Origin of the sequence: Polaribacter sp. Hel1_85 (assembly GCF_000766795.1) — a bacterium.
Taxonomy (GTDB): Bacteria; Bacteroidota; Bacteroidia; order Flavobacteriales; family Flavobacteriaceae; genus Polaribacter.
In genome coordinates, this window is the sequence record NZ_JPDS01000002.1 from 1,248,237 (window position 1) to 1,264,000 (window position 15,764).

The 15,764-nt window shown below is 29.1% G+C and carries 17 protein-coding genes; 11 read left to right on the plus strand and 6 right to left on the minus strand.

Going from position 1 to position 15,764, the window contains the following annotated elements:
* Window positions 1–12: 12 nt before the first annotated feature.
* From PHEL85_RS12670 to trpA, 9 genes are all read left to right on the plus strand, one after another.
* The gene (locus tag PHEL85_RS12670; protein WP_036825522.1) at window positions 13–1,404 is read left to right on the plus strand and encodes an anthranilate synthase component I family protein; all 1,392 of its coding nucleotides are present in this window, start codon (window positions 13–15) and stop codon (window positions 1,402–1,404) included.
* A 193-nt stretch (window positions 1,405–1,597) separates the two neighbouring features.
* Window positions 1,598–2,185 carry an anthranilate synthase component II gene (locus PHEL85_RS12675; RefSeq protein WP_036825525.1) on the plus strand — a complete coding sequence of 196 codons (588 nt, stop codon included), beginning with the start codon at window positions 1,598–1,600 and terminating at the stop codon, window positions 2,183–2,185.
* Window positions 2,186–2,299: 114 nt separating this feature from the next.
* A complete protein-coding gene (gene trpD, locus PHEL85_RS12680) occupies window positions 2,300–3,289 on the plus strand; it encodes an anthranilate phosphoribosyltransferase (protein ID WP_036825527.1) in 990 nt (329 codons plus the stop codon).
* A 94-nt stretch (window positions 3,290–3,383) separates the two neighbouring features.
* Window positions 3,384–3,554: a hypothetical protein gene (locus PHEL85_RS17995; protein WP_200882355.1), complete on the plus strand. Its 171-nt coding sequence runs from the start codon at window positions 3,384–3,386 to the stop codon at window positions 3,552–3,554.
* Window positions 3,555–3,628: 74 nt separating this feature from the next.
* Complete coding sequence (trpC, locus tag PHEL85_RS12685) at window positions 3,629–4,417, plus strand: indole-3-glycerol phosphate synthase TrpC (RefSeq protein WP_036825529.1); 789 nt, start codon at window positions 3,629–3,631, stop codon at window positions 4,415–4,417.
* A 2-nt stretch (window positions 4,418–4,419) separates the two neighbouring features.
* Window positions 4,420–5,127, plus strand: coding sequence for a phosphoribosylanthranilate isomerase (locus PHEL85_RS12690; RefSeq protein WP_036825531.1), 708 nt, complete (start codon window positions 4,420–4,422; stop codon window positions 5,125–5,127).
* Window positions 5,128–5,202: 75 nt separating this feature from the next.
* Window positions 5,203–6,387: a tryptophan synthase subunit beta gene (gene trpB, locus PHEL85_RS12695; protein WP_036826358.1), complete on the plus strand. Its 1,185-nt coding sequence runs from the start codon at window positions 5,203–5,205 to the stop codon at window positions 6,385–6,387.
* A gap of 34 nt (window positions 6,388–6,421) precedes the next feature.
* Window positions 6,422–6,757 (plus strand): hypothetical protein, encoded by a 336-nt coding sequence (locus PHEL85_RS12700; RefSeq protein ID WP_036825534.1) that lies wholly within the window; start codon window positions 6,422–6,424, stop codon window positions 6,755–6,757.
* On the plus strand, window positions 6,758–7,525 hold the full coding sequence (gene trpA / locus PHEL85_RS12705; RefSeq protein WP_036825537.1) for a tryptophan synthase subunit alpha: 768 nt from the start codon (window positions 6,758–6,760) through the stop codon (window positions 7,523–7,525).
* Window positions 7,526–7,576: 51 nt separating this feature from the next.
* On the opposite strand, the gene PHEL85_RS12710 is transcribed toward trpA, so the two are convergent.
* The 4 genes from PHEL85_RS12710 to PHEL85_RS18350 form a co-directional block, all read right to left on the minus strand.
* On the minus strand, window positions 7,577–7,915 hold the full coding sequence (locus PHEL85_RS12710; RefSeq protein WP_036825540.1) for a T9SS type A sorting domain-containing protein: 339 nt from the start codon (window positions 7,913–7,915) through the stop codon (window positions 7,577–7,579).
* Between the two features lie 66 nt (window positions 7,916–7,981).
* Window positions 7,982–8,392, minus strand: a complete 411-nt coding sequence (locus PHEL85_RS12715) for a hypothetical protein (protein ID WP_036825542.1) — start codon at window positions 8,390–8,392, stop codon at window positions 7,982–7,984.
* A gap of 162 nt (window positions 8,393–8,554) precedes the next feature.
* Window positions 8,555–8,881 carry an FKBP-type peptidyl-prolyl cis-trans isomerase gene (locus PHEL85_RS12720; protein ID WP_052108564.1) on the minus strand — a complete coding sequence of 109 codons (327 nt, stop codon included), beginning with the start codon at window positions 8,879–8,881 and terminating at the stop codon, window positions 8,555–8,557.
* Window positions 8,882–9,034: 153 nt separating this feature from the next.
* A complete protein-coding gene (locus PHEL85_RS18350; protein ID WP_410477248.1) occupies window positions 9,035–9,865 on the minus strand; it encodes an FKBP-type peptidyl-prolyl cis-trans isomerase in 831 nt (276 codons plus the stop codon).
* 112 nt (window positions 9,866–9,977) lie between these two features.
* Between PHEL85_RS18350 and PHEL85_RS12735 the strand changes: the two genes are divergently transcribed.
* Both PHEL85_RS12735 and PHEL85_RS12740 read left to right on the plus strand, forming a co-directional pair.
* On the plus strand, window positions 9,978–10,211 hold the full coding sequence (locus tag PHEL85_RS12735; protein WP_036825548.1) for a CDGSH iron-sulfur domain-containing protein: 234 nt from the start codon (window positions 9,978–9,980) through the stop codon (window positions 10,209–10,211).
* A 220-nt stretch (window positions 10,212–10,431) separates the two neighbouring features.
* Window positions 10,432–12,648: an FUSC family protein gene (locus PHEL85_RS12740; protein ID WP_036825550.1), complete on the plus strand. Its 2,217-nt coding sequence runs from the start codon at window positions 10,432–10,434 to the stop codon at window positions 12,646–12,648.
* Window positions 12,649–12,661: 13 nt separating this feature from the next.
* Here the strand turns inward: PHEL85_RS12740 and PHEL85_RS12745 are convergent, their stop codons facing one another.
* Window positions 12,662–14,284 carry an amidohydrolase gene (locus PHEL85_RS12745; RefSeq protein ID WP_036825553.1) on the minus strand — a complete coding sequence of 541 codons (1,623 nt, stop codon included), beginning with the start codon at window positions 14,282–14,284 and terminating at the stop codon, window positions 12,662–12,664.
* A 7-nt stretch (window positions 14,285–14,291) separates the two neighbouring features.
* Entirely contained in the window at window positions 14,292–15,725 is a 1,434-nt protein-coding gene (locus PHEL85_RS12750; RefSeq protein WP_036825555.1) for a M20/M25/M40 family metallo-hydrolase, read from the minus strand.
* Window positions 15,726–15,764 lie beyond the last annotated feature (39 nt).

Here is a 15,764-nt window from a genome sequence, read left to right on the forward strand (position 1 = left end):
CATAATAGAAGAATGAAAAAAATACAATTTAAAACAATTTCTAAAACAAAAATGGCAGACACAGTTACACCTGTAGGTTTGTATTTACGTTTTAGAGATAAATACGCTAACACTTTGTTGTTAGAAAGCTCAGACTATCATAGTAAAGACGAAAGTTTTTCTTTTATAGCAATAGATCCTGTGGTTTCTATAAAAGCAGAAAATCATCATTTAAGTTTTTCTCATAAAGGAGTTGAGTTAGAAAATAAAGAAATAGGAAGAGATTTTAACGCAATTTTCGAAAGTTACAGTCAAACAATAGATTTAGATTGTCCTGCAGAATTAAAATCATTTAACGGTTTGTATGGTTATACAACCTATGATTCTGTTCAGTATTTCGAAAATATTGATTTAAATGTAAAAGAAGCTCCATCTGCAATTCCTTTAATGCAGTATAGTTTTTACAGATTTATTATTGCTATCAATCATTTTAATGATGAAATGACATTGATAGAAAATATTGAAGAAGGTACAGAATCTCGCATAAAAGAAATTCAATCAATTATAGATGCTCAGACATTTAATACGCAGAATTTCGAAATTGATGGCGAAGAAACTTCAAATATAAAAGGAGAAGAATTTATAGAATATGTAAAGAAAGCAAAATCTCATTGTAAAAGAGGAGACGTTTTTCAACTTGTTTTATCACGTCAATTTCAACAAAAATTTAAAGGAGATGAATTTAATGTGTATAGAGCATTACGTTCTATAAATCCATCACCCTATTTATTTTATTTCGATTATGGTTCTTTTAAATTAATGGGATCTTCACCAGAAGCACAAATTAAAATTTCTGCAGGTAAAGCAACTATTAATCCAATTGCAGGTACTTTTAGAAGAACTGGTGATATGGCAAAAGATATCTTGTTAGGAAAAAAATTATCAGCAGATAAAAAAGAAACTGCAGAGCATGTAATGTTGGTAGATTTAGCTCGTAATGATTTAAGTAAACATGCAGATAATGTAGAAGTTGAGGTATTTAAAGAAGTACAATATTTTAGCCACGTAATTCATTTAGTTTCTACAGTTTCTGGTCAGTTAAAAGGAAACCCAATAGAAATTGTTGGAGACACTTTTCCTGCAGGAACTTTAAGTGGAGCACCAAAATACAAGGCAATGCAATTAATAGATACTTATGAGAACCAATCTCGTGGGTTTTATGGAGGTGCAGTAGGTATTATTGGTTTAGACGGTTCTGTAAATTTGGCAATTGCAATTCGTTCATTTGTAAGTAAAAACAACGTTTTATATTATCAAGCAGGAGCAGGAATCGTAATTCATTCCGATGAAGAAAAAGAATTACAAGAAGTAAATAATAAATTAGCAGCGTTAAAAAAAGCGTTGATTTTGGCAGAGAATATTTAGGGCGTTTTAACAGGCTTTCCACTATATCTTTTTATTTTAAAAAGAAAATAAAAAGGATGCCGTTTCAATCCCTAACGCAAATTGAGTTTTAAGTCATTACGAGGAGTTTTTCCAACGAAGTAATCTCTTAATTAATAAACAGATTGCCACAGCAAATTAAAAATTTGCTTCGCAATGACAATTAGATAGAAAAATGAAAATATTAATATTAGATAATTACGATTCGTTTACCTATAACTTAGTTCATATGGTAGAAAAAATTACAGGAAATTTTCCTGCAGTTTTTAGAAACGATGAAATCAGTATTGCAGATGTAGGCAACTACGATATAATAATGTTATCTCCAGGACCAGGAATTCCAGATGAAGCAGGAATCTTAAAAGAGGTAATTAAAACCTACGCAGGAATAAAGCCAATTTTTGGAGTTTGTTTAGGTTTACAAGCAATTACAGAAGTTTTTGGAGGAACAATTATCAATTTAGATGAGGTTTTCCACGGAGTTGCTACAGAAATGAAAGTAACAGATAAAAATGCGACTATTTTTAAAGATGTTTCAGAAACATTTTTAGCAGCACGTTATCATTCTTGGGCAGCAACAGATGAAGGTTTTCCAGAATCAATTCAGGTAACTGCAAGAGATGAAGATGGATTAATTCAGGCAATTGAACATAAAGAATTTCCAATTTCTGCAGTTCAGTTTCATCCAGAATCTATTTTAACAGATGTTGGTGAGCAATTGGTTACTAATTTTATAAATAAGCACAACACAAGCCCATCCTAACCTTCCCAAAGGGAAGGAACTAGCAAGTTTGAGAAAAAAAGAATAAAAAATAAAAGAAAGATATTAACACAAAAGTGTTTTTCCCCTTCGGGGAAATTAAAAGGGGCTTTTTTTATGAAACAAATTTTAAATAGACTTTATAATCACGAAAGATTGTCTAAATCTGAAGCTACACAAATCTTAAAAGATATTGCTGCAGAAAAATACAATGATGCACATTTAGCTTCTTTTATGACTGTTTTTATGATGCGCCCAATTACGGCAGATGAACTTTCTGGTTTTAGAAATGCATTAAAAGAATTATCAATAAAAGTAGATTTATCAGATTATAATACCATTGATATTGTTGGAACTGGTGGTGATGGAAAAGATACATTCAATATATCAACCTTAACATCATTTATTGTTGCAGGAACAGGACAAAAAGTAGCAAAACACGGTAATTATTCTGTGTCTTCTCAATCTGGTTCTTCAGATATGTTAGAGAGTTTTGGCTACAATTTTACTAATGATGAAAATGTTTTAAAAGAACATTTAGAAAAAGCAAATATTTGTTTTTTACATGCTCCAAAATTTCATCCGGCAATGAAAGCTGTTGGACCAACAAGAAAAGCTTTGGCGTTAAAAACATTCTTTAATATGCTAGGTCCTTTGGTAAACCCAAGTTCGCCAAAAAACCACATGTTAGGAACTTTTAATATGGAAATTGCACGTTTGTACAATTACATTTTACAAGAAGAAAATATTAATTACGGAATTATTCATGCGTTAGATGGTTATGATGAAATTTCGCTAACAAGCGGATTTAAGTTGTTTACAAAAAACGGTGAACAAATTATAAATCCAGAAGATTTAGGGCAGAAAAGAATTCAACAATCAGAAATTTTTGGAGGAACTTCTGTTGCAGATGCAGCAAAAATTTTTAAATCTATTTTAGAAGGAAAAGGAACAGAAGCACAAAATAATGTAGTATTAACAAATGCTGCTTTTGCATTGACAATTGTTGATGAAAACAAGACTTTTCAAACAGCTTTTGCAGAAGCTAAAGATTCACTTTTTGGCTTAAAAGCAAAACAAACATTAGATAAATTAGTAAGAATGTAGATTGTCATTTCGAACGGAATGCAATGAAGTTGAGAAATCTCATCATAAAAAATAAAAGATTTCTCCATAAAGTCGAAATGACAAAAAGTAGAAAATGACAAAAAAGAAAAAAAACTTAATTCTAATTATTCCTGCTTTTCTATTAATGGGAGCAGCAATCGGAATTCAAACCAAAGAACTTTTTAAACAAACTATAATTGGTTTGGTTGTTGGAATTATCGTTTACTTCTTTCTTAAGTATAGGAACAAAAAGTTAAATAAATAATGTCTCCTCGAGCGCAGTCGAGAGGTTAAGTTAGGTCTCGACTGCGCTCGACCAGACATAAAGTTAATATAGAAATGACAATTTTAGATAAAATAATCGCATTTAAAAAGAAGGAAATTGCAAAGATAAAAGCAGAAGTTCCTGTTCAAAACTTAGTTAAAAGTCCAAGTTTTGGAAGAGAAACTTTTTCATTAAAAAAATCTTTGTTAGAAGTTGGTTCTACAGGAATTATTGCTGAATACAAACGTCAATCTCCATCAAAAGGAATCATTAATGACAAAGCAACAATTGCAGATGTTACTAATGGATATTTAGATGCAAATGTTGCTGCTCAATCTATTTTAACAGACACTTCTTTCTTTGGTGGAACAATGGCAGATTTAATGGAAGCAAGAATCATCAATGAACAAAAACCAATCTTAAGAAAAGATTTTATTGTTGATGGATTTCAGATTGTAGAAGCAAAAGCAATTGGAGCAGATGTAATTTTATTAATAGCTTCTTGTTTAACATCAACAGAATTAAAAAACTACGGAAACTTAGCAACAGATCTAGGTTTAGAGGTTTTATACGAAGTACATACGCAAGAAGATTTAGATAAAATTAATGATTTAGATAATAAAATTATCGGAATTAATAACCGTAATTTAAAGACTTTTGAAGTTGATTTAGAGCATTCAATTAAATTAGCGGGTCAAATTCCTGATACTTGTTTAAAAGTTTCAGAAAGCGGTATTTCTGATCCAAAGATTATTACAGGATTAAAAGAATTTGGTTTTCAAGGTTTCTTAATTGGAGAAAACTTTATGAAAACAGAAAATCCAGGAGAAGCTTGTTTAGACTTTATCAATCAAATTAGATAAGTATGAAACTGAAAGTTTGTGGAATGAAATATGTAGAAAATATCCAGCAAGTTGCAGAGTTGCAACCTGATTATTTAGGGTTTATTTTCTATGAAAAATCAAAAAGAAATTTTGAGGGTATTATTCCAGAATTTTCTAATTCAATTAAAAAAACAGGCGTTTTTGTTAATGAATATATTGAGATTGTAATTTCTTTGGTTGAAGAATACAGATTAGATGCAATCCAATTACATGGAGATGAAACTGTAGCATATATAAAAGAATTAAAATGTCAGTTAGAGAGCAGTCGAGAACTAAAGATTGAAGAAAATAAGCAGATAAAAAAGAAAAAAAATCAACATTATATTTCTAAAAATGACGTTGAGGTTATTAAAGTTTTCGGAATTAAAGATGAATTTAATTTTGATGTTTTAAAGCCATATTTAGAGGTTGTAGATTATTTCTTATTTGATACAAAAGGAAAAGAAAGAGGAGGGAACGGAACAAAATTTGATTGGTCTGTTTTAGAAAAATATCCTTTTGATACACCTTTCTTTTTAAGTGGAGGAATCGGATTAGAAGATGTTGAAGAAGTCAAGAAAATTATGAAATCTAATTTGCCTATTTATGCTTTAGATGTAAATAGTAAATTTGAAAGTAAACCAGGAGTTAAGAGAATTGAAGATTTAAAAGAATTTAAAGAATCTGTCATTTCGAGCGAAACAAAGTGAAGTCGAGAAATCTATAATAGACATTAGAGATTTCTCCATAAAGTCGAAATGACAATTGAACGAATATTAGAAAATATGAAATCAAAATTTCAACCAGACAAAAATGGATATTACGGACAATTTGGAGGAGCATTTATTCCAGAATTGTTATATCCTAATGTAAAAGAATTAGAAGATAATTATATTCAGATTTTAGAATCTGAAGAATTTCAAGAAGAATACAAATCTTTATTAAAAGATTATGTAGGTCGTCCAAGTCCTTTGTATTTAGCAGAACGATTGTCAGAAAAATATGGTGCTTTTATTTATTTAAAACGAGAAGATTTAAATCATACTGGCGCACATAAAGTAAATAATACAATTGGTCAGGTTTTAGTTGCTAAGAAATTAGGGAAAACTAAAATTATTGCAGAAACAGGAGCAGGGCAACATGGAGTTGCAACTGCTACAGTTTGTGCATTAATGGGCTTAGAATGTACTGTTTTTATGGGAGAAAAAGACATTGAGCGTCAAGCGCCAAATGTTGCTCGTATGAAAATGTTAGGAGCAAAAGTTATACCTGCTTTAAGTGGAAGTAAAACCTTAAAAGACGCTACAAATGAAGCCATAAGATATTGGATTCAGAATCCAGAAACTTTTTATTTAATTGGTTCTGTAGTTGGTCCTCATCCATATCCAGATATGGTTGCACGTTTACAAGCTGTAATTTCTGAAGAAATAAAATGGCAATTAAAAGAAAAAACAGGAAAAGAAAATCCGGATACAATTATTGCATGTGTTGGTGGAGGATCTAATGCTGCTGGTGCTTTTTACCATTATATGGATGATAAAGAAGTTGAACTAATTGCTGTAGAAGCAGGAGGTTTAGGTGTTGATTCTGGAGAAAGTGCTGCAACATCTCAATTAGGAGAAGTTGGTATTATTCATGGATCTAAAACTATTTTAATGCAAGATGAATATGGGCAAATTGTTGAGCCGTATTCTATTTCTGCAGGTTTAGATTATCCTGGAGTTGGTCCTTTACATGCTTATTTATATGATTCTAAAAGAGCTACTTTTTTGAATGCTACAGATAAAGAAGCTTTAACTGCCGCTTATGAGTTAACAAGAATTGAAGGAATAATTCCTGCTTTAGAAAGTGCTCATGCATTGGCTGTTTTACCAAAAATAAAGTTTAAAAAAGACCAAGTTGTGGTTGTGAATTTATCTGGTAGAGGAGATAAGGATTTAAGTACTTATATCAAACATTTAGAAGAGTAGTATCTATGATGAAGTCTTTTTTTTTATTATTCTAATGTTAATTTCCGTAACTGTATCTTCTCAGATTAAAAAAATCGATAAGGATTTAAATCTTAAAGTGAGTTATATAAAAGGGAAAGATACAATTCAAGTCAATAAAAAAATAATGATTCTTGTTAATGGCCCTTTTCCTATTGATAAGAGTGGTCATCAAGGTGGTAAAAAACAAAATATCTTACAAACTAATAAAAAAGGAGAGTTTAAATTATATGTTTTAAATTCAGGTGAATATGAATTTATTTTATTTGGGAAAAACACCTCTAAGAAAGTAAATATCCAAAACTATAAAAATTATGAACTTTTTTTTAATATTGAAACAAAAGAAAAATAAATGAATTCAATTCAAGAATTATTTCAGAAAAAAGATGAAAATTTATTGTCTATTTATTTTACTTGTGGATATCCAAATTTGGATGACACCACTAAAGTAATTACTGAATTAGAAAAAAGTGGAGTAGACTTTATTGAAGTTGGTTTACCTTATTCTGATCCTTTAGCTGATGGACCAACAATTCAGGATAGTAGTCAGAAAGCATTAGAAAACGGAATTAACTTAGATTTAATTTTTGATCAATTAAAAGAAGTTAAAGGTTCTAATAAAACGCCTTTAGTTTTAATGGGTTATTTAAATCAGATGTTAAAATATGGTGAAGATAAATTCTGTCAGAAAATAGTAGATTGTGGTATTGATACAGTTATTCTTCCAGATTTACCTATGATTGAATTTGAAAATCATTATAAAGACTTGTTTGAAAAATACGGAATTACAAATGTGTTTTTAATTACTCCTCATACATCAGAAGAAAGAATTAGAAAGATAGATTCTTATTCTAAAGCTTTTATTTATGTAGTTGCTTCAGCTTCTATTACTGGAGCTAAAGGAGATATTTCTAATAATCAAGTTACATATTTCGAAAGAATAAAAAGCATGAACTTACAAAGTAATTTAATAATTGGTTTTGGTATTTCTGATAAACAGACTTTTACAACTGCGTGTAATTATGCAAACGGAACTATTATCGGTTCTGCATTTATTAAAAACTTAGGTAAAAATGGAATTGATAAAATTGATGATTTTATAAAACCAATAATCTCTTAAAAAAAAAAGCGAAAATTATTAAGTTTCGCTTTTTTTTTTGTCATTATTTTTTTAATGTTGTACAACAATCATTTTAGAAGCACTTACATTATTAATGTCTGATAATTTCACTAAATACATTCCACTAGCTAAATTAGAAGTATTGATAGATAAGTTTGTTTTTTCAATTTTAGAAGTAATTAATTTCTTTCCTAATAAATTGAAAATTTCAATTTTACTTACTTTGTTGCTTAAGTTTTTTAAATTTAATTGATGATTAGCTGGAATAGGATATAAAGAAATTTGACTTAATTCATTGCTAATAGTAGAAGCTGTAGTTCCTTCTTTATAAAAACCTAATTCACTAATGGTGTTCCAAGTACTATCAGATCTTCCATAACATTTTATCATTACATATTTAGCTCCAGAAATAGGATATCTAAAACAAAACTTTATAAGTTAAATCTCCACTACTTACTAAATAGCCATTGCATCACCATCATTAGGAAAAGCATTTGTAAAATCTCCTGAATCAGTACCCGTTGTAGAAACCCAAATTTGAAATAAGTATAATTTAGCCACAGATAAGTATTGAATTTCTGCTAATTCGTAAGATCCATTAAGGTTTAGTATTAATGTTTCACCTCTATCTCCTGAGCTTTCTCCAGCCCAATCAGTATCTCCATCTCCATCAACAAGATGAGCAGCAGCATTATTTTTTCCAGCATCTGCATCTACTTGTTCTGCAAAGAAAGATTCTACTGTAACTCCAGAAATAAGGTCGTTACTAGTTGTTGCTGGGTCTTGTGAAAATGTATTTAAAGTCAATATAAATACGAAAGCAGTTAAAATTGCTTTTTTTTGTTTTGATAAGTTTAGAGTAATCATTTTTTCTATAGTTTTAAATTTAAAGTTAATATTTTTGGTTTACCAAAGTGGTTTACCAAATATAATGATTTTTTTAAACTTTTAAAAACCGATTATTTCATAAAATAAAAAAAAGCGAAACTTATTAAGTTTCGCTTTTTTTATGAGTTATAAACCTGCCTTTTAGTTTACGTTAATTAGTTTTACATCGAAAATTAAAACCTCATATCTTAAAGCAGAATAAGTAGAGTTAGCATAAGCTAGTTTTGATGGGATAATAAAAGTAGCTTCTCCACCTTCTTTTAGATAAGTCATACCTTCTTTAAACCCTTCAATTAGCATATCCATTTTAAATTCTATTCCTTCAGGTTTAGATTCGTCAAAAGAAATACTATCAGTATTATATCCTTTGTAATAAGTAGTTATTGTTGAGTTTTCATTGGGAGTATTTCCAGTTCCTTCTGTTTTAATGATATAATAAAGACCAGTATTACTTTTTTGAGGATTCAAATTATTATTAGAAATGTAGTCTTGAATTTCAGTTTCATTTAAAGCATCATAGTCAATAATTTCTTCTTCTATTTTAGGTTCGGAAGAAGAACATGAAACAAAAAAAATATTGAAACAAAAAGATATAAGTAAGGTTTCATTTTTTATCTATATTTAGTTTACACTAATAAGTTTTACATCAAAAACTAATACAGCCCCTCCAGGAATAGAACCACTTCCATTAATTCCATAACCTAAAGTATAAGGAATTAATAAGATTCCATCTCCACCTTCTTTAAAAAGTCGAATTCCTTCTGTCCAACCAGATATTACTTGATTTAATCCAAAAGAAATTCCACTTGAGTCACTTTCATCAAAGACTGTTCCGTCTAAAAAATAACCTTTATAAGCAACAGTTACATTAGAAGTACTTGTAGGTTGTGTACCTGTTCCTTCATTATTAACAACATAATACAAACCAGAATTAGTTCTTGTTGCATTTAAATTATTGTCTTCAATATATTTTAAAATTGAAGTTTCATTTTGAGTTTCATAATCAGGATAAGAAGCCTTAAGTTTTATTTCGAAAATTAAAACAGTACCTCCGGCAATTGTACCAGAACTATTTCCTGTTTCTCCAAAAGCCAATTCATAAGGTATCAATAAAGTTCCGTCTCCACCTTCTTTTAAAAGTTGAACTCCTTCTCTTAAGCCATCAATAACTATACTTAAATCTAATATAACAGATTCTCTTTCATCATAAATAGTACCATCTAAAAAATAGGCTTTGTAATCAACTTCTACAATGTCATTTTCTGTTGGTCTCGTTTCTGTACCTTCATTATTAATTACATAATATAACCCAGAATTAGTTTTTGTAGCGTTTAAGTTGTTCTCTGAAATGTATTCTAGGATGTCTGCTTCTGTTTCAAAAGTGGGAGAGTCATCACCAGCACAAGAAGTAAAAAGAAATATTGAGAAAAATAAATATAAATATGATTTCATTATTATGATTTTTTTAAATTTAGGCGAATATAAATGAATTATAAATCATTATAAAATTTCAAAATTGAAATTAATCATAAAATTACCTATATTGATACTCTAAAACAAAAATATGGAATTACCAAAAAGAGCAGGAAATGCACCTTTACCTGTTGAATTAGAAGAAGGGAAAAACTATGCATGGTGTACTTGTGGGTTATCTGAAAACCAACCATTATGTGATGGAAAGCATAGAGGAACAGGAATGAGTCCAAATGTGTTTACTGCAGAAAAAACAGAAATAAAATATTTATGTGCTTGTAAAGAAACTAAAAACGAACCTTTTTGCGACGGTTCTCATAAATAGAAAAAATGTCATTCCTAAGATATTAGGAATGATAATTATTTTTAAAGAATAAATCTTATCTTCTTAAAATATCTTAAGATTAAAATAAGCAACCACAATTAAGCTTTATTTAATTTTTAAAAATTAAGATATATAATCATAATTATCTTTCTCTTTTATATTTATAAAATTAGTAGACTTCCCTAAAAATACTTCTTAAATTTGTAGCTTAATTATAATTATGGTTAAAAATTTAATACGATACTTTAAAAGTCTACACTTCCTTAAAGCATTTTTAGTTGCTTTAGCAATGGCAATTCCAGTATTAGTTTCAATTTATTTTTTTGATAGTTTTGAAATTGGATTTAGTATTGCTTTAGGTGCAATTTTTTCTGCTCCATCTGATATCGCAGGTAGCTTAAAGCATAAGTTTTACGGTATTTTGGCTTCTATAATTTTAGTTTTTGTTATTACTTTATTAATAGGTTATTTCAGTAATTATCTTTTTGTAATATTCCCTTTGCTAATTAGTTTAGTTTTTTCTATTTCTTATATTTCGGTATTTGGTTTTAGAGCTTCTTTAGTTTCTTTAGCAGGTTTATTATCTCTAGTTTTAGCTTTTGCTTATCAAAGTACTGAAATTTCTCTTTTTGAACATTCCTTATTTATTGCTTTAGGAGGTATTTGGTATTTGTTTTTAACAATTCTAACTCAATTAGCATTTCCACAGGTTCAAACGGATTATTTATTTGTAGAATTACTTGAAAAAACTTCTGAATTTATAAAAATTCGAGGAAAACTTTTGGTTGAAACCAATGATAGAAGTTCATTTTTAGAGCAAAACTTTAAACTCCAAACAGAGTTAAATGAACTACATGAAACTATTAGAGAAGTTATTTTAGAAAAAAGATTAAGTTCTGGTTTTAGCAATAGAACAAGACGCCAGCAATTGATTTTTTCTAAAATAATGGAAATATATGAACTTGCTATTTCAAATACTGTAGATTATGAAAAAATTGATATTTTATTTAAAGATCATCCTGAGAAAATAGATGAGTTTAAAGTATTAATTTTTGAAATTTCGAAAAGATTAAATCATATTTCTAAAGTTATTTTAAAAGAAGAAAAACTTATTTTTAATAATAAGTTTAAAGTTATACTTAAAAAAATACAAAACCATATTGAGATTTATAAGGTAAATACAGACTTATCTGAATCTAGAGAAGGGGTTATACTTTTAATAAATTTTAAAACGTATCAAGAAAAGCAAATAAGAAACTTAGTTGATATTGCTAGAATATTAAATAAATATTCTAAAAACGATAAAATTAGAGAAATAAAAGATGCACAGCAGTTTATAACGGCTCAAGATTACGATTTTAAAAAGCTAAAAGAAAATTTTAGTTTAAAGTCGCCAATTTTTAGGCATTCGTTAAGATTGACAGTTACCATGTTAATTGGGTTTATTATTGGTTATGCTATAGAGTTGCAACAATCTTATTGGATTTTATTAACGATTGTTGTTATTATGAGGCCTAGTTATAGTTTAACTAAACAGAGGTCTAAGAATAGGGTATTAGGTACATTAATAGGAGCTGCAGTTGGTGTTGGAATCGTTTTTCTAACACAGAACCCAATAATTTATGGGTTAATAGCGGCATTGTCTTTAGTAATTGGGTTTTCTTTAGTAAAACAAAATTATAGAAATGGAGCAGCTTTTATAACGCTATATGTTATTTTTATGTACGCTTTAATTCATCCTGATATTTTAACGGTTATAGAATTTAGAGTTTTTGATACTTTAATAGGTGCAGCTTTGGCTTATATTGGTAATTATTTCTTTTGGCCTGCTTGGGAGTCAAAAAATATCAAAGAGTTTTTTATCCATTCTATTGAAGGTTTTTTAGAATTTTTAAAACAAATTGATTTATTATATCACCAAAAAGGTGAAGCATCTACAGAATTAAAGTTGGCTAGAAAAGAAGCATTTCTTCAGGTTGGAAACTTAAATGCAGCTTATCAAAGATTGGCGCAAGAGCCAAAGTCTAAACAAGAAAATATTGGAATAATTTATGAATTGATAACAATCTGTAATACCTATTTATCATCACTTTCATCTTTAGGAATGTTTATAAGAACTAATGAAACAGGTAATGTTCCAGATGAGTTTGAAGTATTTGTAAAGCACATTGTTTCTAATTTAGAAAAAACGATTGCTACTTTGAATAATAAAGATTTTAAAAATGGTTTAGCAAATGAAAGTCTAGAAATTGCTACAAAGAATTATGAAGAATATTTTCATAAAATATCAAAACAAAGAGCTAAAGAAATAGAAAATGGGTTACCTGTTACAAATGATATGAGAGTACAATTGCGTGAAACGCAATTGGTTTTTGAGCAAGTAAGATGGTTGCATAACTTGTCAGTAAACTTAGTCAAAAAAGTTAAAAATATTTAAGATTTGTTATCAATTAAAAAACTTTCTCTCCATTTAAATACGTTGAGATTGCTTTTGTTTTAGGGATTTTACTTCCTTTAACTTGCATAATATCTTGATTTAAAATCACGAAATCTGCAAATTTACCAACTTCTATTGATCCTTTTTCATTTTCTTCAAAATTAGAATAAGCTGCCCAAATTGTCATCCCTTTTAAGGTTTCCTCTCTTGTTAAAGCATTTTCCATTTGAAATCCATTTTCTGGATAATTATTGATGTCTTTTCTAATAGTTGCTGCATAAAAAGTTAAAAACGGATTTACTTGCTCAACTGGAAAATCTGTACCTAAAGCAATTTTTCCATATGTATTTAATAATCTTTTATAAGCATAAGCTCCCTTTATTCTTTCATTACCAACTCTATCTTCTGCCCAATACATATCTGAAGTAGCATGAGTTGGTTGCACAGATGGAATAATATTATCAAATTTATCAAAATCATCCTCAGTAATTATTTGAGCATGTTCAATTCTCCAACGTCTGTTTTTTGTATCTTTTAAAACATCTTTATATGTTTTAAGTAACCAAGTATTTGCAGAATCTCCAATAGCATGTGTATTCATTTGAAAATCTGAAGCAGCAATTTGTTTTGCAATTTCTTGATATCTTTCTGGACTATAAATTAAGGCTCCAAAATGATTTTCTCTATCAGAATATGATTTACGCATTGCAGCGCCTCTAGAACCTAAAGCACCATCTCCATAAACCTTAAAAGAACGCACATTTAATCTATCTGTTTTTAGTTTTCCTTTATTGATATAATAATCAATTTGTTCTTGTTTATCTCCAGAAACCATTGCATAAATACGCATTTTTAGTTTTCCTTCTTGTTGTAAGCTATCTATTAATTCAATTACATTTCTATCTAAACCAGCGTCATCAACAGTGGTTAAACCATAAGAAAAAGATATTTTTTGTGCATCTAACAATCCTTGAATCACTTCTTTTTTAGAAGAATCAGGTGTTTTAATGTAATCCATTGCAGCATCAATTAAAACACCCGTTAATTTTCCGTTTTTTTGATGAAATTCTCCTCCTGTAACACTTTTAGGAAAGTTAGTGCTAGAGAGTCCAGAATATTTTAAAGCAGCTTCATTCACTAATAAAGCATGTCCATCAACTCTTATAACAGCAACAGGAATTGTAGGAAATAATTGATCTAATTTCTCTTTGGTAGGAAACTCTTTTACTTTCCAATCATTTTGATCCCAACCACGACCTGTAATAAATGTTGCACCTTTTTCTTTCTGAAAATCTAGCAACTTTTGTAAAACTTCATCATAACTTTTTGTGCCTCTTAAATTTACTTTTTGCTGCTGCATTCCTAATCCAAAGAAGTGGCAATGAGCATCAATTAAACCAGGAACAATTGTTTGGTTTTTAGCATCTATAACATTTGAAGAAGTATAGTTTTTCTGAATATCATCCTTAGAACCTACTGCAATAAACTTTCCGTCTTTAATGGCAAAAGCCTCTGCATTATCAAAACTGTTATTTACAGTATAGGTGTTAGAATTGATAACAATAGTGTCTGCTTCTTGTTTTTTACAAAATGTAAATAAACTGATTGTTAAGAAATATAAAAATATTTTTTTCATGATTTTATTAAGGTTTTACAGGTGTGTTATTATATAAATATTTATCCATTAAGTAGATGATACTTGCCATTGAAGCACTCCCCATTTCTAACTCTCTTTTGTTTACTTTATCAAAAGTATCTGTACTTGTATGATGATAATCAAAATAACGTTGAGAATCTGGTCTGTAACCAACTAAAGTTACATTTTCTCCTTTTAATGGACCAATATCTGCACCAGAACCACCTTTGTCTAAATCGTGTAAACCATAAGGAGACAAAAGCTTTTTCCAGCTTTGTAATAATTTTGTATTTACTGCATTTGCATCAATAGAAAAACCTCTTGGGGTATGACCTCCAGCATCAGATTCTAAACCTCCAATATGATTTTCTTTATTTAGTTTAGCTAATTCAGCATATTTTTTAGCACCTCTTGTTCCGTTTTCTTCATTCATAAAAAAGACAACTCTTAAAGTATTTTTTGGTTTGATTTTATTTTTTTTGAATAAATAAGCAACTTCTAAAGATTGTACAATACCTGTTCCGTCATCATGAGCACCTTCACCTAAATCCCATGAATCTAAATGACCACCAACAACCATAATATTTTCTGGAGTTTCAGAACCTTTAATTTCTCCAATAACATTAAAAGAAGGAGCATCAGGAAGCGTTTTGCAACTTTGTTTAAAATAGAATTTTAAATTCGGGTTTTGCTTTAAATCTTCACTCAAAATATTTGCAGCTCTAGAACTAATAGCTGCAGTTGGTGTGTATTGTTCTTTAGGTAAATCTCCATAACTCATGCTTCCTGTATGGGGATAATCATCTATTCCATTTGTCATAGAACGAACAATAACTGCTTTTGCTCCAAATTCTCCACAAACCATTGCGCCAGCATAACGCTGACCAACACAACCACCATAAGCTTTAAATGTATTTATTAAAGTGTTATCGAAAGCGCCATTAAAAAATACAATTTTACCTCTCATTTTGTTTCCTAAAGATTTTGCTTCGTCTAGACTTTTAACTTCTATAACTTCTGCTGTAATTCCAGTTTTTGGAGTTGCAATTGAAAAGCCTAAAGCACAAATTGGTACATTTTTTTGCACTCCATTTGTTGTGTAATTCGCTATTTCTTTTTCCCCTCTTATCCAATGAGGTACCATAACTGGTTGCAACCAAACAGAATCTAAACCAACTTCTTTCATTAATTGTTCTCCCCAAATTACACTTTTAGCAGCTTGTGGTGATCCAGATAAACGACCTCCAATATTTTGAGTTAAATCTCTTAACCATTCATAAGATTTTCCTTGAGTAAGAGCACTATTGAATAAGGTTTTTATTTTCGTAGAATCTATTTTTTCTTCGGATGAGAAATTCGTTTTATCAACTGTTTTTTCTGTTTTGTTATTACAAGATACAAGTAGGATTGCAGATAAAAGTAGGAGAGATAGTTTTTTCATAATGAGTAGATTATTTGATTTGATAAATCTACAAAAATG